Origin of the sequence: Pontibacter rugosus, from assembly GCF_042678745.1 — a bacterium.
Classification (GTDB): Bacteria; Bacteroidota; Bacteroidia; order Cytophagales; family Hymenobacteraceae; genus Pontibacter; species Pontibacter rugosus.
Genome location: NZ_JBHTLD010000001.1, coordinates 17,261 through 41,991, shown reverse-complemented (window position 1 = coordinate 41,991; position 24,731 = coordinate 17,261). Strand labels below are relative to the sequence as shown.

Here is a 24,731-nt window from a genome sequence, read left to right as displayed (position 1 = left end):
GATAAACTGCCATTTTGATTTAGAAACACCTATGGATTTACGCATAACCCTAGTACAAACAGAGCTACACTGGCAGGACGCAGCGGCAAACCGGCAAATGTTTAGCAATAAACTAGCTGCCGTTGCCCCGCAAACTGACCTGATTATACTTCCGGAAATGTTCACCACTGGCTTTAGCATGAGTCCTGAAAACCTGGCCGAAAAAGCTGACAGCATTACGCTGGAATGGATGCAGCAGGAGGCCCGCAAGCACCGGGCTGTGCTAACCGGCAGTGTGATGGTGCAAGAAGGCGAACAGTATTTTAACCGTCTGTACTGGGTGCGCCCGGACGGCAGCTATGCCAGCTATAACAAAAAGCATCTTTTCAGGATGGCGAAAGAGCACCATACGTATGCGCCCGGCAAAGAGCGACTGATAGTGGAGCTAAACGGCTGGAAGATTTGCCCGTTGGTATGCTACGACCTGCGCTTTCCGGTATGGAGCCGCAACACCGGCAACAGCTATGACCTGTTGCTATATGTAGCTAACTGGCCTAAAGTGCGTAACCAGCCCTGGCGCACCCTGTTGCAAGCGCGGGCCATTGAGAATATAGCGTATGTGGCAGGCGTTAACCGCGTTGGCACCGATGGCAACAACCACCCCTACTCCGGCGACTCCGCCATCATACATCCTAAAGGCTATCACCTGCTGGAAACAGCCGAGGTGGAGGCAATACATACTTTGACGTTAAGTAAAAAAGAACTAGATGATTTCAGGGAAGCATTTCCTGCACACCTGGATGCTGATAGCTTTAGCTTAAATGCTTAACCTAAAGTAGCTCCGGCTGTTTCAGGTTATCTGGTTCAGTTTCCTTTGTCTCTGCTCTGTTTAGAAGCTTGAAAAAGCTGAGCTTATACCTGCAAATGGAGGCCCTACATAATAGGTACTAGTACTAGCAGTGGCGAGTAAGTATAGCTCCTGTTTTTAGCTAAGGAAATGAGTTGAAATTTCGCACCAGCCGAGGCTAGGACTTTGGCAGTTTGGATCGAAGAAAACGGGGCAGTCGAGGTTAAACTAAAGGATTCAGCACTATTGTTTTATACTGGAGTGTTTATTAAAAAATCTTTTAACTCCTCCACTACCTGTTCCTCTTCCACTACTTTAAACAACACCTGCGGGCGGGCAGCAAAAATACGCTGTAGCCTTGGGTGCTGCCCCTGTAGCAGCACTAACCGCTGTAGCCTCTCCTGAAATAATTCTTCCAGTAGTGGCATCAGATTGTTAAGCTGCCCTGTTGCGTCATCCGCTTTAATACAGACTACTGCCTGCTCTGCCTCCTGCAGCAAACGAAGCGCGTAGTGCTGTAGCAACTCATCAGAGCGTGCATCCATATCAAGTATGCCTAAGGCAGGAAAAGCCTGCCGCACCTGCACAACTACAGGCTGCTGATAAGCTGTTTCTTCAACAAGGTTTATGTACAGGAAAACCTGCATTAGCGAACCAGTAGTTTTCGTGATGCCTGTTCTCCGCTTTCAGAAACGGCGCGGATAATGTATAACCCTGCCTGCCATTGCTGTAACGTTAAGCTGTGATTACGGCTATACTTGCCCTGGCTGCGGTATACTTGCTTGCCAATGGTATCGTATATTTCCAGCTTTACTGGTTCTGAAGCATCAATCCGAAGCGGCATATCTGCCTGCACTCCTTCGTAGGGGTTAGGATAAACTGTTAGCGCTAATCCTTCTCCTGCAGCCGGATTGGCTACGTTACCTGCTGTTTGCTCTAGTAAGTATAAGCCACCACCTTGTGTGCCAACCACAGCATAATTCTTATGCTTACCACCCAGAGGTGCTACAGTTATACTTAATCCTTGTCCGAATTTTGTAACATGTACCTGCTTTGTCAGTTCATTTTCCAGTATTTCTGACTCAGCCGTGAAAGCGCCATTCAGGTTCTCGGTAAAATTCCGGAAGATGCGCATTTCGCCGCTTTCATCTACTGTAAGCAAATCCAACTGGCCATTGCCGTCTATATCATACATGGCAGGATGCACGTTTCGGCGCGCGTAGTTGTAGTTGATGCCACCAAAGCTATCGTTTTCAAGAGTAAAGATGGGTGCTGTAGCCGTACCTGTGTTGCGGTAAAACTCCAGCATACTCGAAGCCTTGCCTAACACTATGTCCAAATCTCCATCGCCGTCTACGTCTGCAAAGGCTGGGATATCACCGTCGCCCACACGTAGCAGCACTTGCAGTAGGGCCAGATCATAGGCAGCAGGTTGTCCTTTTGCAGCAAGGTTTTGCATATACATTACCCGGTTAGAGCCTGCCTGTACTCCTTTAAAAGTGAGCACAAGATCTACCGCACCATCTCCGTTTATATCGGCAAAAGCAGGTTTAATGCTATAAGCCTGCTGGTTGTGCAGCTTCAGATAATCATCTGTTACTAGCTCAAAAGCCGGGGCATCGGCAGTGCCTGTATTGCGGTAGTAGCTGAGAGAGCCTCCGTATACTTCGTTACGATAGCTTGCTCTGTTTCCGATCAGCATGTCCAGGTCTCCGTCTCCATCCATGTCAGCAAAAGCAGGATAAGCCCCCTCGCTCAAATCTATCATCTTACTCTGTAGAAAATCCTCCTGCACAAAACTGAACTCCGGTTTATCGATTGCTCCTTTGTTTTGGTAAAGCCAGTTAGAGCGCTTAAAGTCCATGTTCCACATGTCGCGGTATACCTGCGGGGTAACAATCAGGTCTGGCATGCCATCGAAGGTAACATCTTCATAAAAAGCAGCGGGGTAAAGTATAAAGTCGGCAGGCTTTACTGCAGGGAAGAAAGGGTCAAAGCCACTCATAAGCGCCTCGTTTTTCGTGCCTTGGTTTTCCATTATCACCAGGTCGTTACACTGCATGCCTCCAAGCACAAGCTCTTTGTCACCGTCGCCATCGGTATCCAGCAGCAGCATAGAGGATCCATCGTGGCCGGAGTGCATCGGCTTAGCTATACTTTCCGCCTCAAGTGTATTGCAGTATTCTCCATACTTAAAATTATTACACCCATCACATTCGGTTATGGTGCCCCACCAGGCCGACTGCTGCTCAAACTCCAGCGTGCCACATGGCAGCCCCTGCTCTGCCTGCACATTGCGGTAAAGCTCCATCGTATAGCCTTGCGAAAATTCTGTTAGCAGCACATCAAGGTCGCCGTCGCCGTCTATGTCCGTAATGGCAGGCACATCAGCACTGTTCATCTGCATGTTTACTCTAGCGTTTCTATAGCGCAAAGCATCTGTTACTAAGCTGAACTTTAACTGCCCCTGCCCGGCCTCCTCCTGTTTAAACACCCGGATTCCGAGCGGCGAGCTGGTAAAGATGTCATTTAATCCATCGCAGTTGTAGTCGCGCAGCAATACCCAGTATTCCAGATCAGCCGGAAAAAAAACCTCATACTCAGGGGCATATACATACTCCCACTTTCCTTGCTGCTGCACTGCCAGCCAAGTATAAACCTTCCGCAGTTGCCTGTCAAAAATAAAGAGATCCGGTTGCCCGTCTTTGTTAAGGTCTATGGTGGAGAACTGTGGCGTATTCAGCCCACCACTCCAAGGATCAGTTAACTTGCCGGCAGGTGTGGTTACGGGTATGTCCTGGCTCAGGCGAAACCGAAAAGGTTGCTGCTGTTGGGCTTGTGCTATACCCGAAATGGCTATTATAAGTATAAAAAATAGCGTAAAGCGTTGTTTCATGCGCGTTAAGGGTTTGCCGCCATACATGGCTCTGGATTATTTTGAAATACTGACTCCTGGGGCACTGTCGTTTTTACATTATACAGTGTATATTGCCACTGAGTGGGCTACACTGATTCTTAACGAAAGAGGCCTGCAAAAAAGCATCCGAACAAGCTAAAATTACGCATTTCATGCAGAACAATATTGAGTTTTTATATCTAAAGTACCAGGAGTGCCTACATGTAAGTACAGACTCTAGGGCAGAGCAAAACCAGAGTCTGTTTTTTGCCCTGAACGGCCCTAACTTCAAAGGAGCCAAGTTTGCACAGATGGCACTGGACAAAGGCGCTAAATATGCCGTAGTAGATGACCCGGCTTTCGCCTCTGAGAATGTTTTTGTAGTAGAAGACACACTTGTTGCCCTACAGGAACTAGCACGCCACCACCGTCGGCAGTTGAGCATTCCGGTAATAGGCATAACAGGATCAAACGGAAAAACCACTTCTAAAGAGTTGGTGCATGCCGTGCTAAGCCAGAAGTATAATACGCTTTATACCCAGGGCAATTTAAATAACCACATAGGAGTACCGCTTACGCTGCTGCGCATTACGCCAGCGCATGAAATGGCTATTATTGAAATGGGCGCCAATCACATCGGCGAGATTGCTTTACTCTGTAGCATTGCCTTGCCTTCGCATGGATTTATCACCAACATTGGCAAAGCGCATTTGGAGGGCTTTGGCAGTCTGGAGGGAGTAGCCAGAGGCAAAAGCGAGCTGTACCTGCACCTGGATGAGCATAAAGGCACTGTATTCGTGAACACCGGAAATGAGCACCTGATGCGCATGAGTCGCCGTATTTCAGATAAAGTCACTTACCCTGCCAGCAATGATTACTACCATAGTGAGCTGTTGGAGGCATCGCCTTATGTAGTGTATAAGGATGAAGAAGGAAATGTAGTAAACACACAGCTGGTAGGCAGCTACAATTACGAGAACATGGCCGCTGCCGCTTGTATAGGCAAGTTTTTTGGTGTGCCGCTAGAGCAGGCGAATGGAGCCATTGCAGAATACAGTCCCGTAAATAATCGCTCTCAGGTGTTACAACAGGGTAGCAATACCCTTATTCTGGATGCATATAATGCGAACCCCACCTCTATGGCCGCAGCCGTGCGCAATTTCGGAAGTATGAAAGCTGCACGCAAAATGGTTATACTAGGTGATATGTTTGAGTTGGGCGCCGAGAGCGAAGCAGAGCATCGTGCCTTAGGTGAGGTAGTAGCAGAGCAGCATTTTGACACAGTTATACTTTGCGGCAAAGACATGCAACATGCCGCCGCCGTAAACGACAGTTTCCTATACTTCGAAACCAAACCTGAGCTGCAAACCTGGCTGCGCAAAAACCCTGTTGCTGAAAGTTATGTGCTGATAAAAGGCTCCAGGGGAATGGGCCTGGAAACGCTGACCACAGAACTTGCACTAGCTGACTAAAGCCTGATGGGCAAGACACTGCCAACTGTCGTTTTTGCTTTTGCTCATACTTGTAGCGTCTGAATATATTTACAGGTACTTTATACCTGTTGAAGCTATTGCAAAACAAGACAGCCTGCACCTGTAGAGGTGCAGGCTGTCTTGTTTTGCATCTAAACGTTATATCTTGCTTTTAAAAGGGCGAGTTGAAATCCTTCAGCAGCGGCAGCACCTCATCTTTTGGAGACACCAGAGGTTCAGCTATATTCCAGTCAATATCAAGCGCAGGATCATTCCAGAAAATACCACCTTCTGAGGCTGGCGCATAGAAATTAGTGCATTTGTACAGGAAGGTGGTGTTATCCTCCAGCGCCACAAACCCGTGTGCAAAACCCGCCGGAATATAAAAAAGGTTATGCTTATTGGCCTCCAGCAAGCTGGTAACATGTTGCCCGTAGGTAGTAGAGCCTTTGCGTAAATCTACTGCTACATCCAGGGCCTTACCACTTGTAACCCGTACTAACTTACCTTGGGAATGCGGCGGCTTCTGAAAGTGCAGGCCGCGCAATACTCCTTTCTTAGAACCTGACTGATTGTCCTGCACAAAAACAGGTGCATCACCAAAGGGCTCAAACCACTTCATACTAAAGGTTTCTGTAAAGTAACCACGCTCATCTTCGAAAATACGCGGGTGGAATTCTATTACTCCTTCAATATGGAAAAGCTTGTGCTCCATTTCTAAAACTGATGTTACTAACGTAAAGCTTAAAATAGGGCTGATACTCCTGCTATTTAAAGAGGCAAGATAGTCATTTTACAGGCCCATCAGAAAAATTAAAGTAAATTGCACGTGTTCATAAAGCCTTAAACCTGATAAATTGGCCAATATGCAAGCAACAGTTGCTTTCCTGCACACGCACGTATTAGTGGTTGTATTGTTTCTGATTCTGTTTACCAGCAAAACAGCATTGCTCCTGCTTAACAAGCGAGAAACACTGGCGAAAGTCCGAAGCAACACTAAAATTCTGGACATTATATTTGGCACTCTTATTGTAATAACTGGAGGTTACCTGTTGGTTAACTACCAGGGCATCCCGACCTGGTTAATTATCAAGATTATACTTGTACTGGCGGCTATTCCTTTAGGGATTGTAGGTATAAAACGAGAAAACAAGGCACTCGCAATCGTTTCGCTGCTGCTGTTCTTTTATGTATATGGTGTGGCCGAAACCAAAAGCCTGACCATGCAGCAGCCCGGGCCTATACAGAATGCAACAACAAAAGTAGCAGCCTCACCAGAGACAGATGCGGCAGAAACAGGTGACATGGGTTTCAGCAAATCAGAAGGGGCACAGCAAGAAATAATAGCCTCGCTGGGAGATGCCCAACTGGCAAACGGAAAAGCAATATACACACAGCTATGTGTAACCTGCCACGGCACCGACGGAGCCAAAGGCTTGGGAGGTGCAGCCAATTTACAGGTCAGCAACCTCAGCCTGAACAATCGTGTAAACGTAATTGAAAATGGCCGGGGATTGATGCCCGCTTTTAGCAGCCAGCTAACTGATGAAGAAGTGCAGGCTTTGGCTGCTTATACTATGACGCTTAAATAACATTGAATGGCTAAACAACAATTTTACGATACATCAAAGCCGCAGGAAACTGCGGTACTGGTAGCTGTACCTGGCTACCGCCAAACCGAAGAGCAAACCCAGGAGTACCTGGACGAACTTGCCTTTTTAGCAGAAACTGCCGGTGCTCAAACGCTTAAGCGGTTCACACAAAAGCTTGATAAGCCTGATGTGCGCACATTTGTTGGCAGCGGAAAGCTAGACGAGATAAACGCTTATGTAAAAGAACATAGCGTGGACATGGTGATCTTTGATGATGACCTGAGCCCTTCTCAGGTGCGGAATATTGAGCGTGAGCTGCAGGTTAAGATTGTAGACCGTAGCTTACTTATACTTGATATTTTTGCTCTGCGTGCTAAAACAGCCCAGGCACACGCCCAGGTTGAGATGGCACAGTACCAATACCTGCTGCCGCGCCTTACCAACCTCTGGACTCACTTATCTAAGCAAAAAGGTGGTATCGGTATGAAAGGCCCTGGTGAAACAGAGATTGAGACTGACCGCCGTATTGTGCGCGATAAAATTGCCTTGCTGCGCGAGCGCCTGAAGAAGTTTGAAAAGCAGAACTTTGAGCAGCGTAAGTCCCGTGCCGGCATCGTGCGGGTGGCCTTAGTAGGCTATACCAACGTAGGCAAATCTACGCTCATGAACCTGCTTTCCAAATCAGAGGTTTTCGCAGAGAACAAGCTGTTTGCTACAGTAGATGCCACCGTCCGGAAGGTAGTGTTTGATAATGTCCCTTTTCTACTTTCAGACACAGTAGGGTTTATCCGCAAGTTGCCTACAAAGCTTATTGAGGCCTTTAAATCAACGCTGGATGAGATACGTGAGGCCGATATGCTGGTGCATGTGGTGGATATATCACATGAGTCGTTTGAGGACCAGATTGCGGTAGTAAACGAGACTTTGAAAGATATAAACTCTGCTGAGAAGCCGGTGCTGCTAGTGTTCAACAAAATTGATGAATACCTGAAACAACGCCAGGAGGAGCTACAGGAAGAGAACATTGAGGCCCGGCCTTCTATCGAAGACCTGAAAGCTACTTACATGGCAAAAGAGCATGCTCCTGCTATGTTTATCTCTGCTACTGATAAGCTGAATATGGATGAGCTGCGAGAAGAGCTACAGCGGCGGGTTGCAGAGCTTCATTATCAGCGATACCCAAACAATGTATAAGTAATACCTTGTATATGAACACAAAAGACCATGGCTTACCTCAGTAGGCCATGGTCTTTTGTTTAACAGGCCCTATCTTCAGCCAGAGCTATACTTCGCCACCACCGCACAACCATTTGCCCTCAGTTGCAGTAATTAGCAATGCCATACCTGCGGCCAGACAAGAGGCTGCAAACGGCTATTGAACAAAGAGACCTTATGAAGACGCTATATATCCTTAGGCACGCAAAGTCGAGTTGGGAGTTTGACGGACTGAGTGATCACGACCGTCCGCTTAACAAACGTGGCCGGCACGATGCCCCTCTGATGGGACATGAGCTGGCATCGCAAAACGTTAAGCCAGAGCTTATCATTTCAAGCCCGGCTGTAAGGGCGCTGACCACCGCCACGCTTGTTGGCAAAGAGCTAGATTACGATGCCGACGATATTGTAGTAGATACCCGTGTTTACGGCGCTGATAAAAATGTCTTACTGGAAGTAATTCAAAGTACCCCGGCTGAGGTAAAACAGGTGATGCTGGTGGGACACAACGAAGCCATCTCCGAGTTTGCCAATATGCTTTCGCCGGAACCCGTAGCCAGTCTGCCTACCACGGGCGTGGTTGGCATCCGCTTTAACTGCGAAAGCTGGTACGACATCTCTAAAGAAAACGCAGAACTCCTGCTTCACGACTTCCCGAAGAATCACAAATAACCCTTTTGCACCTGCAAAGCTGCAACCGCAGCATACATTTCTACATCATGAAACAAGAAAGAAAAGAGGAGCTGAAAACTCCTGAAAAACATATATTCATCAACCGCGAATTAAGCTGGCTAGCCTTTAATTATAGAGTTTTGCAGGAGGCCAAAGATAAAACAGTGCCTCTGCTGGAGCGCATTAAGTTTATGGCCATCTTCTCTGCTAACCTAGATGAGTACTTTAAAGTACGCGTAGCTACCTTAAAGCGCCTGATCAACCTGAAAAAGAAAACGCGCAGCAAGCTAGAAGAAGAACCAGCCGAAATCCTTGCTTCGATATTACAGGAAGTACACCGGCAGCAGCAGGAGTTTGGCGAAATTTTCCGGGAAGGTATACTGGCCGACCTGCGCCAGCACAACATACACTTACTGACTGAGCACGACTTGAACCAGGAGCAGGAAGTATGGGTACGGAATTATTTCAACGAAACCCTGGAGCCCCTTGTGCTCCCTATCATATTAGACGAAACTGAAACACACCTTTTCCTGCAGGACCAGATGGTGTACCTGGGGATAGAAATGTGGGAGCCAACAGAGCAAGACTGTAAGGATATGCGTTTTGCAATGCTGGAGCTGCCCACAAAGAAGCATGGAAGCCGATTCGTAAAACTGCCGACAGTAGACGGCCAGCGTTATGTTATGTTTATTGATGATGTGCTCCGCTTCTGCCTGCCCTTGCTGTTTCCTAAGTATAAATCTTTTGTAGCCCATGCCGTTAAAGTATCACGGGATGCAGAGCTGGATATAGAAGAAGAAGTATCAGGCAGCTTGATGGCCAAGATACAGAACAGCCTGAAAAAAAGGGAGACAGGCTCTCCTGCCCGTCTGCTCTATGATCCTGAGACACCGCAGGAGCTGCTAAATATGCTTATAGCGCATACAGGCATAACACAGGATGATCTGGTGGAAGGCAGCAAGTACCACAACTTCCGTGATTTTTTCGGGTTCCCGGACTTTAACCTGCCCGACCTGAAGTATACGCCACAGCCTACTCTTATACATCCGCAGCTGCATCAGGAGCCAAGTATACTTGCTGCTATGCAGCAGCAGGATTACATGGTGCATTATCCTTACCAGTCGTTTGACTATGTGCTGCGCCTTTTTGATGAGGCCGCCCGCGACCCAAAGGTTACAGCCATTAGCGCCACTCTTTACCGTGTGGCCGGCAAATCTAAAATAGCCAAAGCACTAGCCAGGGCAGCAAAAAACGGGAAACTGGTAACAGTGGTGGTAGAATTACGTGCACGCTTTGATGAGGAATCAAACATATACTGGGCCGGTAAGCTACAGAAAGCCGGTGCAAATGTAATATTTGGTGTGCCTGGCCTTAAGGTGCATTCCAAGCTTGGCCTCATCACCCGTAATGAAAAAGGCAAACTGGTAAACTATGCGTATTTAAGTACGGGCAACTATAACGAAGATACCTCTAAAATTTACGCCGACCATGCCCTCTTTACTTCTGACAAGCGCCTGACAAAAGACGTGGAGCAGGTGTTTAACTTCTTTATTGACCGGCAGCCCGACAAGGAGTTTAATCACTTGCTGATGGCCCCTTTGAACATGCGGCAGAACTTCACTAAAATGGTAGACCGTGAGATAAAAAATGCGAAGAAAGGACTACCGGCAAGTATGATATTGAAGATGAATGCACTGCAGGACGAGCGCATGATACGGAAGCTGTACGCAGCAAGTCAGGCTGGTGTAAAAATACAGTTGCTGGTGCGTGGCATTTGCTGCCTTATGCCCGGCATAGAAGGCTTAAGCGAGAACATACAGGTGCGTAGCATTGTAGACAGATACCTGGAGCATGCCCGCGTTTATATCTTCCATAACAATGGCAATGAGCAATTATACATTGCCTCTGCCGATTGGATGACGCGAAATTTGAACCGCCGTGTCGAGGTTGCCTTCCCTATTTACCAGCCGGACCTGGCAGCGCAGATACGCCACACAATAGACCTGCAGCTTGCAGATGACATGAAGACCCGTAGCGTAGACAACAGCTATATTAAGCCTCCTGCACCTAGTAACGTGCGTGCGCAATATGCTATTTATAATTACCTGCGCGAGATGGTGCCAGCCGGAACCGAGGCAGCTTATGACGAAAATTAACAGTCCATCATATCTCCATAAAAGCAGAAGGGCAGCTAAGTATAGCTGCCCTTCTGCTTTTATGGATTTTTCTGTAGCTGATTTTTAGTTTCTCTCAAGCCACTTGCGGGGCGGCACCAGGTAAAGCTCTACACCGATATACCCTGCACCCGCCAAGTCATTATTAATAAGCTCATCGCGTGATCCTATTTCATCAAAAATCCTGTTACGGTAGTACTGCCGGAAGCCACCCTCTACGGAAAACCAAAGGAAGTCATAAATCTCGCGCTCCAGCCGGACAAGGGCTTTAACGTCTGTGCGCCGCAGCTCCAGCTCCTTAAACTCCGATAGCGGAGGCTCGTCTACATAAAGGTTATAACTAGCTCCTTCCAGACGATATCCTGCGTAAAGCAGCGTCTTTTCGTTTACGTTATAGCGCACACGCGCATTGGCCGGAAAAATAGACTCTACACCCCACTTGTCGTTAAAGGTACGGTTGTACAAAATTCCGGGGTAAACATTTTGCCTACCGAATGTATAGCCCAGCTGCAAACCCACCCCAATAGCATAATCCTCTGATTTTTTCCAGCCGTACGCCAGGTCAACGGTTGCCTTCAGGTAATCTGTTACATTAATGTTATCTTGTGTGTAGTCCCCATTCAACTCACCCTTCACACGCACCAGGTAAAAGTTACGCTCATTTATGGAGTGCAGGTAAGCCAGTTGCAACCCTATACTTCGTAAGTTCTTATCCTCCAGATACTGGTAAACGGGATAGGCTGCCGGTGTGGCTCGCTGAAAATTAAATTCTTCGAGATTGTAGCTAAAGCCTAAAATAACTTTATCCTGTGGCTTGTTAAGAAGCGGGGCAAGGGCTCTGAAATCAAACTTATTGTTTCTCTTTACACGGCCACTCCCGTCTCCGATGCGAGGGTCTTTAGAGTCAGAGTCTATATCAAACTGTGGCAGGCGCTCATAGCCGATTACAATTCCCCGGGATCGCCCCATACCTCTTACCCCCGGAGAGGCAAATTCTTCCAGTGCTTTTGTTTCGGGCTGCTGTGCCTGTACCTGTCCGGCAAAGCATAGTATAGTTAAGGTACCTAAGAGTAGTTTTTGTATGTTCATGTTTGTTGTAGCGATTATTTTTTTTGCAAGGCTGCCTTTGCTGCACCTTTGCTTATACTTGCAAATTGGCTTTGTGTTAGAAAAAGAATCCGAAGTTGAGCATCCACAGTTTTTCCTCCTCTCCTACACTATAAGTCAGTGACAGCACGGTGCGATTCAGAAAATCGGTCCACACACCACCGCCATACCCTGTGTGCAAGCTGCGGAAGAAAGCTTCTTTTGGTTCATCATCCATATATACCCTGCCTGCATCTAACTGCCCAAGTATACCAAACTTGCCCGGCACCAGGTACAGGTTATAATCAAAGAGCTGCAGGCGAGCCTCTCCGTTGGCATATATGCTGCTGCGGCCGGCAAAGCGCGTACGGCGATAGCCTCTAAGGTTTTCTGTGCCACCCAAGGTGTTAGCCTGGTAAAAGCGGAAGTCACCAAAATTATGCGCAGCTCCTATTCTGCCTGCCCACGTTAGCTGGAACGGGAAGTATGGACTGATGTAAAAACGAAATTCTGAATTAAGGTTAGTGTAACTTAGCTTCTCCCCATTTAGCTGTTGGTTATAGCTGATGGTGTTAAACCAGCGCATACCTATACGCGGGTTGGCTTCTGTGCTGCCGCCACCTATTACATTAAGCGTGGCAAAGGCTTTAATACCCGCATAGTGCTGCGCATTAAACTTGCCAGTTTCCGGGTTATACGTATCCTGGCGTAAGCGTCCGGCCTGTGCCTCATTCAGCAGATAGGTTTCTTCGTCGGGCATGGTTACCTCAAACCGATCATAGGTGGGTCCAATTCCTATTTTCACAAATGTAAAGGGCTGCCGGTAAAAAGAGGCACTTAGCGACATACGCTCGTAGCGCACGCGATAGTAATCATCTTCTACGTCAGCGGCTTGTTCTGAATGATTGCCTAAGCCATAGAAGTTACGCTGAAACTGCGGCCCCTGCAGGTGCGCATTCAAGGCCAGATTCCAGTTATGCACCACATCACGAAGATCGCCGGTGTACCGCAGGTTAAACGAGTTAGTACGGAAAGCATAGTTTGCCTCCAGCAGGTGCTCTGCGGCATAAGGGTTTTTACGAAACTTGTGCGTGCGCAGCAATACCCCTGCCCCCAGAAACACACCATCATCTACATTATACTCAGCCGAGATGCGAGGCCCCACATAAGGCAGCTTATAATCAGCGCGGTTGTAGAGGTTTACATCCACATAAGGTTCTGTTTTGTCTTTTGTCTCACTCCCGAAATTAAATATGTTGCCCTCTTCTGTATCGTACACGATGGTGTGCTTCTTCAGACCGGCAACATGCGACGTGTCGGTGATCTTATCTTCATCACCACCTCCGATGATGCGTACCACTATACTCTTATCTACCTCTCCGGACACGACGAACTCATCTTTGCCATCCATGCCAAAAAAGCGCACTTCCTTTGTCTCGTCTGTATAAAAAGTGCGGTTGTAAAGTTCTTCCAGTATCTCTCCTTCTTTAGAGGTTTTATACCCGATCACCTGCATTTCTTTGTTGTTGATGCGGTTGATAAGGAATCGCTCGTGCTTATCGCTGCCTGTAATGTCTACATATCGAGCCAGGAAATCATAATAGGTCGCGGCGACTTCGGGCAGTTTTTCTCTCCTCGACTTTAGTTTGGCTGCAATCTCATCAGCTGATATTTGGCGCACTGGCTCCGGCCACTGCTGCACGGCCTGCTCTATTACTTCGTCGGTTATACTTTGTTTGATGTCTTCTGCTATCTGTAGCCACTCCTGCCGGGATACTTTAGAGGTAAAGCTTCTGTCAAGCGTAATGCCGCTCAGGTTTAGGCCAATAATATCATTAAAATCATACCCGAAGTTCTGAATGTTGCGGATGCCCCAAGTACGTGTAGCCAGCCAGGGAAGTATCCCATCGGCTTTGAAAAACGCCTGATCACGATCTTCGGGCACAGGTATGTACAGCTTTCCTTTGCCAGGCTTGTCCTGTTCTACCCAGCGCCACTGCCCTTCGTGCCGGTCCCAGTCGCCGATGAGCATATCCAGTAGCCGCGCCCGCACATACTCCGGCTGGTCTACTTCGTTGTCGTTGTCTTCCTCCAGTTCCTCCAAAAGCTTATCGGTGCCTACCAGGTTTTCGGCATTGCCCAGGCTTTCTATTTCCTCGTGGTTTTCATCGGCATCTTCTTCCAGAAAAGCCAGCATGTTGCCAAACTCATCCAGGTACTGCCTCAGGTAAGGTGTGTTGGGGATGTATACCAACCTGGGGTTAGTATGGTATACGCCTGCCGCATCGGCAAGGGGCGGCACAATAAGCGCCCCATAAGGGTGCTGTGCAGATATTTGATCCTGTAACAGCCCACGCACCGCTGTTTCGCGCAGAAACTCTGGCAGCGCCTTGGAAGGGTCTTTGTTGACGCTGCGCAAGGTGTATTCTTTGGCTTCAGGTGTTCTGACTTTGAGCGCTGCCGTTTGCTTTCCTCCTCCTTTCTGGTAAGGTGTAAGGCCTCCTAACTCATTTTTAATATCCAGCAGCGGCACTTCTACAGGCGTGGCCCACACGTCGCGGTAGTGCTCTCCCAGCAAAGCCTTTCTTAAGTTGCCAGCCTTGTAGTTGTTGTTGGCAACAATGGTGATAGTACTGTCAGCATAGTTAGTATTGTCTTCTACTAGCGGAACTTCTTTGCGTGGTTTTTTGGCGTATAGCGGTGTGCGGAATGTAATCTTACCCTCTGTTCCTTCCTGATTAGTCGGTACCCAGTACTCTGCCCATACTTCACCACTCTCATAGTAGTTTACACGAACAAAGCCTTTGATGGTGTGCAGGTAAGACGCACTGCCGCCAGGTTTCAGGTAATCGGTTTTGCAGCCGGAGCCACTTACGATGTGAGGTATACCCTCATAGTTAAAATACTCCAGTGCGTGCTCATGGCCCGCAGCATAAGTAATATTATCATACTTCTTGAAGATGTTTAGCAAGCCGTTGATATAGGCCTGATAACGTGGATGCGGAATATCCTGCAGGATGCCGCCATACTTGCGGGCAAAAGGATAGATAGAGCCTATGGCAGGCAACGGCAGGTACATCCAATCGCGGAGCATGGTAAGCGGAAACAGGTGGTCTCTTAAAGTAAAAAAACCGCCGTGCTCGCCACGCGTAATCAGCGGGTGATGACCAACTACAAGTATATCGCTGCCTTGGTTCTTTTCGATGATATCTTCTAGCTGCACCAGGAGCTCTTCTTCGGTAGAGGCGCCACAGCTGCTATTATCACCATAAGGCCTGTCGAAGGGGTGCAACCACCATTCAGAGTCTAGGGCGATCAGCACCAGGTCATCGCTCAGCTTTACCTCGTATGGCCCAGGGCAGCCATCTCCCGGCACGTAAAAATCGCCGCCTACTACTATGTTTTCGTCTGTCAGGTACTCGTTTACATAGCGCTGCTCTCGGGTTACGGCCTCTAAACCGCCGCGCCCGCTGTGGTTCCAGTCGTGGTTGCCGGGTATCATATACTTTTCTCCCGGGTATCCTTTTAAGATATCAAGCTGCGCATTCAGCCGTTTTTCAGATATTTCCCGGTCATACTTGTCCGGCGCTGGTAAGCCGTTCATGTACACATTATCACCCAGAAAAATGGTAGCGCTTGTTGCCCCTGCTTCTTCCATTTGCCTGCGCATAAACAGCAAAGGCGGCTCTCCATTTTCCAGGTCAGGTGCGCCCACATCGCCAATCAGGAAAACACTATACTGTACCTTGTTGCCTGGAGCTGGCTTTTCCTGTTCCCAGCTCAGCGCTTCCGGACTGTAGTATGGCTCGGTGGAAACACAAGCACTTACAAAAAAACAAAGTATAGCCGCCCAACCAAAGCGTAAAAATGGCAGCTGTGTTATCCTAGTCTTATGTATCATAGTAACGTTTGCTCGATATACCTGCCACAGCAGCTACAGCACTTTCTTACTAACGTACAGTTGCAGGCAGTGGGTGTACTGCCCTGTTTACAGGTGTAGATAATAAGGTAGCTGAATGCCTCTAAAGGTGAGAAGGGCAATACTGCATCGTGAGCTACAGCATTTACCCCCTGCCTCTCCTTCCTACAGCAATTTCTATAGGCACGGCAGGACTGAAGTTGATAAACGAGACGCACCTGTTTTAAGTTGTTGCCTTCATTTATACTACCGGATACCACCTCAGTCAGCCTATCCACTAACAAAAAGGCTGTTTTACCGTAACCGCTGAGTAGAATGTGCTGCAAATGCCAGCACAACCTGCCAGCTATGCCATGCCGCTACTTTAGGCGGTGATCACCTGGCCATCAAACTAGAATATGGAAGACCAAGCAATAATTAAACAGGCCGGAGAGCATGTATTTAAGCTTTTTAAGCAAAGGCTTTCGAAAAAACTCGTTTACCACAACTATAAACATACTTTTGAAACTGTAGCCGAAGCGCAAGACCTGGGGCAGCGGACGCTTTTGCCAGAAGATCAGTTGCAGGACCTTGTGCTGGCGGCCTGGTTTCATGATACTGGCTATGTGGATGCCTATGCCGGCCATGAACAGGAAAGTGTACGCATTGCCACTGAATGGCTACAGGAGCAGGGCTACCCTGAAGAACGCATAGAACGCATTAGCCAGACTATTCTGGCAACGCAACACGATACCGAGCCGGAAACGCTTCTAGAGGAGCTGTTGGTAGATGCTGATATGTCTAATATAGGCAAGGATACTTTTTTTGCCACAGCCGAACTGTTACGCGTAGAGTGGGAAATTTATCAGGATAAATTTTTCTCTGACCATGAGTGGGAGCAGTTTCAGATGGATTTTCTGCTATCTACCAGCTTTTACACGGTGCAGGCACAGCGGAAGTTTGCCGCCCAACTTGGGTTAAACATACAGGAGCAGCGCAGCCGCCTGAGCATTGAGGATGAGAAGAAGAAGAAAGAGAAAAAGAAGGCGAACAAAACCCTGGCACAACCTAAGCGTGGCATCGAAACAATGTTTCGGAACACGTACCGTACGCATTTGGAGCTTAGTGCCATCGCTGATAATAAGGCTAACATGATGATCAGCCTTAATGCCATCATCCTATCTGTGGTGATTACTTACCTCAGTGCCCAAACGTCCATTCTTGGCACTGGCACCGGACTGGCTACATATCGCATTCTTATTCCAATTGGCATTTTATTGCTTACCACATTGGGGTCTGTGGTTTTTGCCATCATTTCGGCCCAACCAGAGGTAACCAGCTTTTCTTTCAAGAAGAAGAAGGATAAGAAACTGGACTCCCGTAAAATAAACATCCTGTTCTTCGGTAATTTCACAAACCTCCCGCTAGAGGACTTCCAAGGCGGCATGCATGATCTTATGCGTGACAAGAAGGCTCTATACAACAACATGATCACAGACATTTATTACCTGGGGGTTGTACTAGAGCGCAAATATAAAATCCTTCGGATATCCTATACTATCTTTATGGTAGGACTTGTGCTAACTGTGCTTGGCTTTGTTATTGCCATGATCTCTTACTAAAGCGAGAGTTTACATCCTCTTGCTTTATGGCTGGGTTTGGTGTAAATTCGCAAACCAAAGTACAAGGCCCCGTAGTTCAATGGATAGAATAGGAGTTTCCTAAACTCTAGATCCAGGTTCGATTCCTGGCGGGGCCACTTTTAGCTATTGTGTTAGCATTTACTAAAGCAGCCACGCTGAACAGCTATATCTAAAATCAGCAAAGCTAGCTGTACTACCTTTCTTCTATACTTACCAACTCTTCTTTTACCGCTTCTCTTCCTGAAAATAAATCTTCAGCAGCTTATTCTCTACTACTCTTACCCGCTGTACCCTAGCTACCATACTCCTTAATTATTTGATAACACCCCATTTTTGCTGCCATAGGTCTTGGTGCTGTAGCTTTACAACAACATCCGGAACAAAGATTTATGGAACCTGTAGATGTAAATTGGCTGCTAAACAACATCTGTGCAGGTAGCCGTGGCGCACTCGAAAAGCTATACTTGCTTTATTACCAATGCCTCTGCGACTTTGCCTGCCAGATTGTGAAAAGTGCAGACCTGGCTGAAGAAGTGGTTTCTGATGTGTTTCTGGCAGTGTGGCAAAAAAGAGAAACGCTTGAAATCAGGACATCGCTCAAAACATACCTTTATGCAGCCGTACGAAACCAAGCGCTTTTATATTTAAAAAAAGAGCGGCTTTGGGAAGAGCTGGATGAGCAAGCTCAGAGCCAGGCCATAGAGCACTATAACCCACTGGACGCACTCCTTTTTCGAGAGCTGAACTATAGCCTCGACAGCATTATCAACCGACTACCCGAGCAAGACCGTCTGATTCTGCGTCTCAAATTATCCGGCCTTACCTATGCTGAAGTGGCTAAAACCCTCAGCCTGACAGAGAAAACCGTAGAATACAGGCTTTCCAAATCCCAAAGTTTCCTAAAGAGAGCCTACCACCAGCAGCAGGAGTAATCAAAATATCACGTAACCATTTACTAACATAAGGTTAACAATTTCTTTCAGGGGAGCATGCTGCTTTCTTACTCTTATAGGCGAACACCACGCTTATGCTACGAGAGGAACATTACAACATTTTGATACGCTACTGGCAAAACCAGGCTACCGAACAAGAGAAGCTAAAGCTGCAGGAGTGGTTACAGCAAAGCGCTGAGAACAATAATATCCAGGAAGAGCTGGAAGCGTATTTTCATAGTGTTAAGCTCGACCAATCCACCTACCAACCTACAGCGCGTGGCCTCAACCTGCTAAACCAGAAAATAGACCTGTGGCAGGAAGAGCAACTTACTTCTGAACCGCAACTGCCGCGTTCACCCCAATTTTATACTTCTCACTGGTGGGCTGTTGCGGCCTCACTTATGTTGCTACTGTGCGCAGGCGCTTTTGTATACCTTGACTACAGCGACTGGCAAACGGCAAATAAGCAGTTGGCCCAGCAAACTGCTACTATCATCAAGAAGGAAAATGGTAAAGGACAAAGATCTAAACTATTCTTCCCCGATGGCAGCGTGGTATACCTTAATGCCGAAAGCAGCATTTCTTACAGTGATGCCTATTTTGTAGAAGACCGGACGGTTTATTTAGAAGGTGAAGCGTTTTTTGAAGTTGTGCCTGATAGTACCAAACCCTTCAAGGTGCATACTGCCGGAATAACCACAGCTGTGCTGGGCACCTCGTTTAACATTCATGCCTATAAAAGCACAGGGACTGCGCAGGTAACTGTAGCAACAGGCAAGGTAAGCGTACAGGACAGTACCCACGAGCTACAGAAGCTAAGGCCGAACCAGCAACTCACCTACCACCTCACTACCGGAACACATACTACAGCCGAAGTGCCTGCAAGCGAAGCGACCGCCTGGACAAAAGGAGAAATGGTATTCCGAAATATGCCCCTGCACCAGATAGCCGAAGAACTGGAACGCTGGTATGATGTGCAAATCGAGATTAAAGACCAGGCCCTGCACAACTGCCGCTTTACGGCCACTTTTGATAATGTCTCTCTGAAAGATGCCCTTCATCTGCTGGGCATCACCACTAACCTCACTTACAAACAGCATGGACGAGCCATAACCTTGCACGGAACCAGCTGCAAATAAAAACCGAACCCGCTGCTACGGGTCCGGCAGTATTTGCACACGCATTCTTATTACTGCTATAATAAGGCTCTGCGTGCTTTCAAAATGATTTTAAATAACCTCTACGTCATCAAAATCAGTTAAAAGTATGAAAAAAGTCTATCTCCCGGTAGCGCTTACATGTAATCTCCTGCACAGGTTTAAAGGATTACGCAGCCTTGGCCTTGCTGCTTTGCTATCGTTGGGAACGCAGCTGCCACTGCTGGCCCAGCCTCAGAACAGCAGCATCCTTGGTACTTCCATTACACTTCAGTTTAAGAGCGTCTCCTTGAAAGATGCGCTTGCCCACATAGAGAAAAAGACGAGCTACAAGTTTATCTATAACGATCAACAGCTTGACGGGCTCTATAATGTTAGCTACAGCGGTAGCAACGTGCAGCTGTCAGACGTGCTGGCTGCTATACTTCACAACACGAACCTGGAGTATCGGCAGGTCGGCAACTCCATCGCCATCTCGCAGAAGGCACCAAGGCAGGAAGCTAAAACGGTGAAAGGTAAGATTACAGACAGCCAGGGAATTGCCTTACCAGGCGCTAGTGTGGCTATCAAAGGCACAACTACCGGCACCGTAACCGACATGGATGGCAATTACACCCTCAAAATCCGCAATGAGCAGGATGTGCTGGTAGTAAGTTACATCGGCTTTTTAAGCAAAGAGGTTGCAGTTGGTAATCAGGCCATGATGAACATTATACTTAGCGAAGATACCAATAAGCTGAATGAGGTGGTGGTAACGGCCCTGGGTATTGAGCGTGAGGAGAAAGCGCTGGGTTATGCTGTTACTAAAATAAGCGGAGAGCAGCTGATGGAGGCACGGCCCAATAACTTTGCCAGTGCCTTATCTGGCAAAGTAGCTGGCTTAAGCCTGATTTCAACTGGCTCCGGCCCTGTAAACACCACTACAATCAAACTAAGAGGCGATAACTCGCTGAACCCAGGCAAGAACCAGGCTTTGATAGTGCTAGACGGTGTTCCGATGAACACGGGTTTGACAGAATCTGGTGTAGGCAACGCATACGGCGCGGGCTCAGGTAATGATGTGCCGATAGACTTTGGGAATGGTATATCAAACATCAACCCGGACGACATTGAAAGTATAACGGTGTTGAAGGGAGCAAGTGCAGCTGCGCTTTATGGGCACCTGGCAGCTAATGGCGCCTTAATCATCACCACTAAGTCCGGCTCGCGCAACAAAAAGGGGCTGGGTGTAACGGTAAACACCAACATCAGCTTTGATGATGTACTAAAGTGGCCTGACTACCAGTACGAGTATGGGCAAGGCACAGGAAAGCAATTTAACGAGGCCGGAGAGTTATACTACTCTTATGGTGCTTCTGACGATGGCGCTAGCACAGGCGGAACAAGTAGCGCATATGGCCCTAAGTTCAACGGCCAGCTATACTATCAGTACGATCCAACCCTGGAAGGACAGTCACCGGAACGGAGGCTTTGGAGACCGTATGAAGATAACATCAAAGGCTTCTGGCGAACAGGCCACACCGTATCTAACAACATAGCCATTGAGGGTGGCAATGAAAAAGGGTCTGCGCGTGCGTCCATTACACATACTAAAAATGAGTGGATCATGCCAAACACAGGCTTTGAGCGCCTGAACACATCGCTTAGCCTGAACTATAAAGTGGCCGATAAACTACGCCTGAACTCCAAGGTGAATTTTGCGCACAAACAAAGCGACAATCTTCCGGCCACAGGTTACAACAACCAGTCTGTTGCTTACTTCATGATCTTCCAGAACCCCAGCATCGACCTGGCTTGGTACGAACCCCGCTGGAAACAAGGTCAATACCAGGTAGATCAGCTTCACCCGTTTAGCTCATTTATTGATAACCCGTATGTGATTGCCTATGAAATGACCAATAGTGTTGACAACTACAGCACCGTTGGCAACCTCTCTGCTACCTATGAGGTTTCGCCTAAGTTTGAGCTAATGGTGCGCTCCGGCATAGACTTTAGCAACGAGGACCGTACCATGCAGCGCCCTTACAGCACTGCTAACTTCCAGAAAGGCTACTACAAAGAGCAAACAATTTTCGATCTGCAGCAAAATACTGATGCCATGCTGACTTACAAAGAAAAGCTTAGCAGCAGAATTGATATGCGTGCTATGTTAGGTGGCAACATAATGAGCCAGCATTATAAGCGCACCGAAGGGTATGTGGACGGCTTGGTAGTGCCCGGAGTTTACAAGTTATCGAACGGTATAAATAACCCGATGATGCGCACCATTGAGCGCAATAGTGAGGTGCATAGTGTGTTCGGCTTAATGACTTTCTCCTATGATGATAAGATTTTTGTGGACGTAACGGCACGTAACGACTGGTCCAGCAAGCTCCCTGTAAAGAACAGCTCTTTCTTTTATCCTTCAGTAAATACCAGCTTTGTACTTTCGGACCTGTTCCGGCTACCCAGAGCGGTGTCTTATGCTAAACTCAGGCTTTCTGTAGCAGATGTAGGCAACGGTGGTGACCCTTACCAGACAAACAAGTATTACATTCCTAGCGAGTTTGCTGGCTCTGCCACTGCTGACTACACCCTCTTTAACCCTGACCTGAAACCTGAGATGGCCACGAACTACGAGGCAGGCCTGGAGTACAAGCTTTTCAGCGGGCGCATAGGCATGGATATTAACTTCTACCGCAACATTACCCGCAACCAGATTGTAGCTGTTCCTCTTGATCAAACCACCGGCTACAGAGAAGCTTTCCTTAATTCGGGCAAAGTAAGAAACCAGGGCGTTGAGTTGGCATTAACCGGCAGGCTGGTTGACCTCCCTAAGCTAAAGTGGAATACTACTGTTACCTGGTCTAAAAACCAAAACGAAGTGCTGGACCTGGCGGAAGGCTTAGACGGTAGTCAGGTTATCGGGTATGGTGGCAATGCAACTATTATTGCCAAGGTTGGCGGCACCACCGGCGACATCTACGGGTATGGCTTTAAACGCACCCCAGATGGGCAGATTATCTATAATAAGGATGGTTTGCCAGAGCGCCCTGATGAGATCCAGTACATCGGCAATGCCTATGCCGACTGGAAAGGTGGCCTTCACAACGAAGTATCTTACAAAAACCTCCGCTTCAGCATATTGCTAGACGGCCAGTACGGCGGTATCATCTACTCCCAGACACACCACAAAATGAGCGAGCAGGGCAAGCTGAAGCACACGCTGGCAGGCCGCGAGGAGGGGTATATAATAGGTGCGGGCGTGGTAGCAAACGCAGACGGCACGTACTCGCCTAACGAAACAAAGGTGAATGTTGCTAATTACTACGCCGACTACTACCGCCGTGCTAACGTGGAATCAAACTCGTTTGATGCTTCTTACCTGAAGCTGCGTGAAACGCGCCTGGAGTTTAACCTGCCTCAGCAATTGTTAGCCAAGACCAAATTTATACAAGGCGCAAGTATAGCCGTGTATGGCCGCAACCTGGCCATGATCACCGACTTCCCGATTTTTGATCCGGAGACGGCCGCTCTTAACGGCTCTACTGCTTTGCCAGGTGTGGAAATGGGCCAGCTGCCTACGCCCAGAACCTATGGCATGAATGTAACACTGAAATTCTAATCAATACAGAGAAACGTGGTACATCGCCTGCTTACATGTGTGGCGGTTTATCAAAAGCTAAATTGTATGACAACAATAAAAAAATTACTGGTTTTACTTGTAGCGCTCAGCTGCATCAGCTTTTCCTGTACCGATGATTTTGCGGAGCTCAATATTGACCCCAACAAGATCGACAAGGTTAGTCCGGGTACTTTGCTCAACCCCATCATTTACGAGATGGCCAGCTTCAACACCTCCCGTGCAGATGCTTTCACGTTCGAGATCATGCAGGTGGGCCTGCCTTACCCAAGCGCCACAGGTGGCGAGCACCGTTACGACATCAGCGAAACCGCAGGAAACTCTACCTGGAATAATTACTACCGCTGGATCAAAAACCTTAAGGAGATGGAAGCTACGGCAGTAGCAGCACAGGATAAAAATTACGAGGCTATTGCACTTACTCTTAACGCTTGGGTTTATTCTTTACTGACTGACAGCTTTGGCGATGTACCTATGGATGAAGCCGCACGTGGAGACGAAAAAATTCTTCAACCGGCATTCAATACCCAAAAAGAGGTTTATACTAAGATACTGGCAGACCTGGAGAAGGCGAACACTCTTTTTGACGCTTCTAAGCCAATGATATACGGAACTGACATTCTGTATGGAAACAAAATTGGCAACTGGAGGAAATTCTGTAACTCCTTGCGCCTGCGTATGCTGCTTCGCGTCTCAAAGCGACCTGAGATGAACTCTTTTGTAAAGATGGCGGAGATCATCAACAATCCTTCTGCCCACCCAGTGTTTACCAGCAATCAGGAAGCAGCTATACTTAAGATCACAGGTGTTACACCACTTGTGTCACCTTGGGGCCGTGCTATTGATTTTACCACGTTCCGTGCTACTTCAGAGTTTTTCACTAACAACCTGAATGAGCTGAATGACCCGCGCCGCGAGAAGTTCATGATCCAGGCCAGGTCCAAAGACGGAAAGACGTCCATTGGCTACAAGGGTATTCCGAGTGCTTATGCAGGAAGCGACTCACAGTTCAACTTTATCCCATCCAACCACAATGTTGCGCTTGTAACGGCACCAATGGTCTCTGCGATCATGAGCTATGCGGAGGTAGAGTTTATTAAATCAGAACTGGCTATGCTGGCCCACACCAGCGGAAACGCAAAAGCGCACTACCAAGCTGGTGTGAAAGCCGCTGTGGAACAATGGGGAGCTACGCTTACTTCAGATTATTTTGAGAATCCTAAAGCTGCTTACGATGGCACCCTGGAGCGCATTATGCTACAGAAATACTATGCCCTGTACTTCAACGATTACCAGCAGTGGTTTGAATACCGCCGTACAGGCTTCCCGGTTCTGCCTAAAACTTCTGCCATGGTTAATAACCAGCAAACGCCGGTGCGCTTTAAGTACCCAAACATCGTGCAGATCTATAATAAGGAGAACTACGAAAAGGCAGTCTCCAACATGGGCGGCGACGACATCAACACCAAAGTATGGTGGGAGAAATAAACTGAATTCACAGGCCCTCGCCTATCATCAACCCAATACTTTATACTTTACTTAT

The 24,731-nt window shown here is 47.8% G+C and carries 16 protein-coding genes and 1 tRNA gene; 12 read left to right on the top strand and 5 right to left on the bottom strand.

The window, feature by feature from the left end:
• Positions 1-31: 31 nt before the first annotated feature.
• A complete protein-coding gene (locus ACFQ2O_RS00170; protein WP_377521926.1) occupies positions 32-808 on the top strand; it encodes an amidohydrolase in 777 nt (258 codons plus the stop codon).
• A gap of 269 nt (positions 809-1,077) precedes the next feature.
• On the opposite strand, the gene ACFQ2O_RS00165 is transcribed toward ACFQ2O_RS00170, so the two are convergent.
• The gene (locus tag ACFQ2O_RS00165) at positions 1,078-1,473 is read right to left on the bottom strand and encodes a hypothetical protein (RefSeq protein WP_377521925.1); all 396 of its coding nucleotides are present in this window, start codon (positions 1,471-1,473) and stop codon (positions 1,078-1,080) included.
• Positions 1,473-3,722, bottom strand: a complete 2,250-nt coding sequence (locus ACFQ2O_RS00160; RefSeq protein WP_377521924.1) for a T9SS type A sorting domain-containing protein — start codon at positions 3,720-3,722, stop codon at positions 1,473-1,475. The genes ACFQ2O_RS00165 and ACFQ2O_RS00160 overlap by 1 nt, the downstream gene beginning before the upstream one ends.
• Positions 3,723-3,895: 173 nt before the next feature.
• On the opposite strand from ACFQ2O_RS00160, the gene ACFQ2O_RS00155 reads away from it, so the two are divergent.
• The gene (locus ACFQ2O_RS00155) at positions 3,896-5,194 is read left to right on the top strand and encodes a UDP-N-acetylmuramoyl-tripeptide--D-alanyl-D-alanine ligase (RefSeq protein ID WP_377521922.1); all 1,299 of its coding nucleotides are present in this window, start codon (positions 3,896-3,898) and stop codon (positions 5,192-5,194) included.
• Positions 5,195-5,366: 172 nt separating this feature from the next.
• Here the strand turns inward: ACFQ2O_RS00155 and rfbC are convergent, their stop codons facing one another.
• A complete protein-coding gene (rfbC, locus tag ACFQ2O_RS00150) occupies positions 5,367-5,909 on the bottom strand; it encodes a dTDP-4-dehydrorhamnose 3,5-epimerase (protein ID WP_377521921.1) in 543 nt (180 codons plus the stop codon).
• 151 nt (positions 5,910-6,060) lie between these two features.
• On the opposite strand from rfbC, the gene ACFQ2O_RS00145 reads away from it, so the two are divergent.
• The 4 genes from ACFQ2O_RS00145 to ppk1 all read left to right on the top strand — a co-directional run bounded on the left by ACFQ2O_RS00145 (position 6,061) and on the right by ppk1 (position 10,829).
• Entirely contained in the window at positions 6,061-6,786 is a 726-nt protein-coding gene (locus tag ACFQ2O_RS00145; RefSeq protein ID WP_377521920.1) for a SirB2 family protein, read from the top strand.
• Between the two features lie 6 nt (positions 6,787-6,792).
• Complete coding sequence (gene hflX, locus ACFQ2O_RS00140; RefSeq protein ID WP_377521919.1) at positions 6,793-7,980, top strand: GTPase HflX; 1,188 nt, start codon at positions 6,793-6,795, stop codon at positions 7,978-7,980.
• A 198-nt stretch (positions 7,981-8,178) separates the two neighbouring features.
• Entirely contained in the window at positions 8,179-8,673 is a 495-nt protein-coding gene (locus ACFQ2O_RS00135) for a SixA phosphatase family protein (RefSeq protein WP_377521918.1), read from the top strand.
• 47 nt (positions 8,674-8,720) lie between these two features.
• Positions 8,721-10,829 (top strand): polyphosphate kinase 1, encoded by a 2,109-nt coding sequence (gene ppk1, locus ACFQ2O_RS00130; RefSeq protein ID WP_377521917.1) that lies wholly within the window; start codon positions 8,721-8,723, stop codon positions 10,827-10,829.
• An 84-nt stretch (positions 10,830-10,913) separates the two neighbouring features.
• Here the strand turns inward: ppk1 and ACFQ2O_RS00125 are convergent, their stop codons facing one another.
• Both ACFQ2O_RS00125 and ACFQ2O_RS00120 read right to left on the bottom strand, forming a co-directional pair.
• Complete coding sequence (locus ACFQ2O_RS00125; protein ID WP_377521916.1) at positions 10,914-11,936, bottom strand: DUF6268 family outer membrane beta-barrel protein; 1,023 nt, start codon at positions 11,934-11,936, stop codon at positions 10,914-10,916.
• A 76-nt stretch (positions 11,937-12,012) separates the two neighbouring features.
• The gene (locus tag ACFQ2O_RS00120; protein WP_377521915.1) at positions 12,013-15,834 is read right to left on the bottom strand and encodes a metallophosphoesterase; all 3,822 of its coding nucleotides are present in this window, start codon (positions 15,832-15,834) and stop codon (positions 12,013-12,015) included.
• Between the two features lie 416 nt (positions 15,835-16,250).
• Here ACFQ2O_RS00120 and ACFQ2O_RS00115 point away from each other — a divergent pair, with 416 nt between their 5' ends.
• The 6 genes from ACFQ2O_RS00115 (at position 16,251) to ACFQ2O_RS00090 (ending at position 24,676) form a co-directional block, all read left to right on the top strand.
• Positions 16,251-17,453: a Pycsar system effector family protein gene (locus ACFQ2O_RS00115; protein WP_377521913.1), complete on the top strand. Its 1,203-nt coding sequence runs from the start codon at positions 16,251-16,253 to the stop codon at positions 17,451-17,453.
• A gap of 65 nt (positions 17,454-17,518) precedes the next feature.
• Positions 17,519-17,590, top strand: a tRNA-Arg gene (locus ACFQ2O_RS00110).
• A gap of 273 nt (positions 17,591-17,863) precedes the next feature.
• Positions 17,864-18,406, top strand: coding sequence for an RNA polymerase sigma-70 factor (locus ACFQ2O_RS00105; protein ID WP_377521912.1), 543 nt, complete (start codon positions 17,864-17,866; stop codon positions 18,404-18,406).
• Between the two features lie 95 nt (positions 18,407-18,501).
• Positions 18,502-19,548, top strand: coding sequence for a FecR family protein (locus ACFQ2O_RS00100; protein ID WP_377521911.1), 1,047 nt, complete (start codon positions 18,502-18,504; stop codon positions 19,546-19,548).
• Positions 19,549-19,675: 127 nt separating this feature from the next.
• A complete protein-coding gene (locus ACFQ2O_RS00095; protein ID WP_377521909.1) occupies positions 19,676-23,170 on the top strand; it encodes a SusC/RagA family TonB-linked outer membrane protein in 3,495 nt (1,164 codons plus the stop codon).
• A 66-nt stretch (positions 23,171-23,236) separates the two neighbouring features.
• Positions 23,237-24,676, top strand: a complete 1,440-nt coding sequence (locus ACFQ2O_RS00090; protein ID WP_377521907.1) for a SusD/RagB family nutrient-binding outer membrane lipoprotein — start codon at positions 23,237-23,239, stop codon at positions 24,674-24,676.
• The last annotated feature ends 55 nt before the right edge of the window (positions 24,677-24,731 follow it).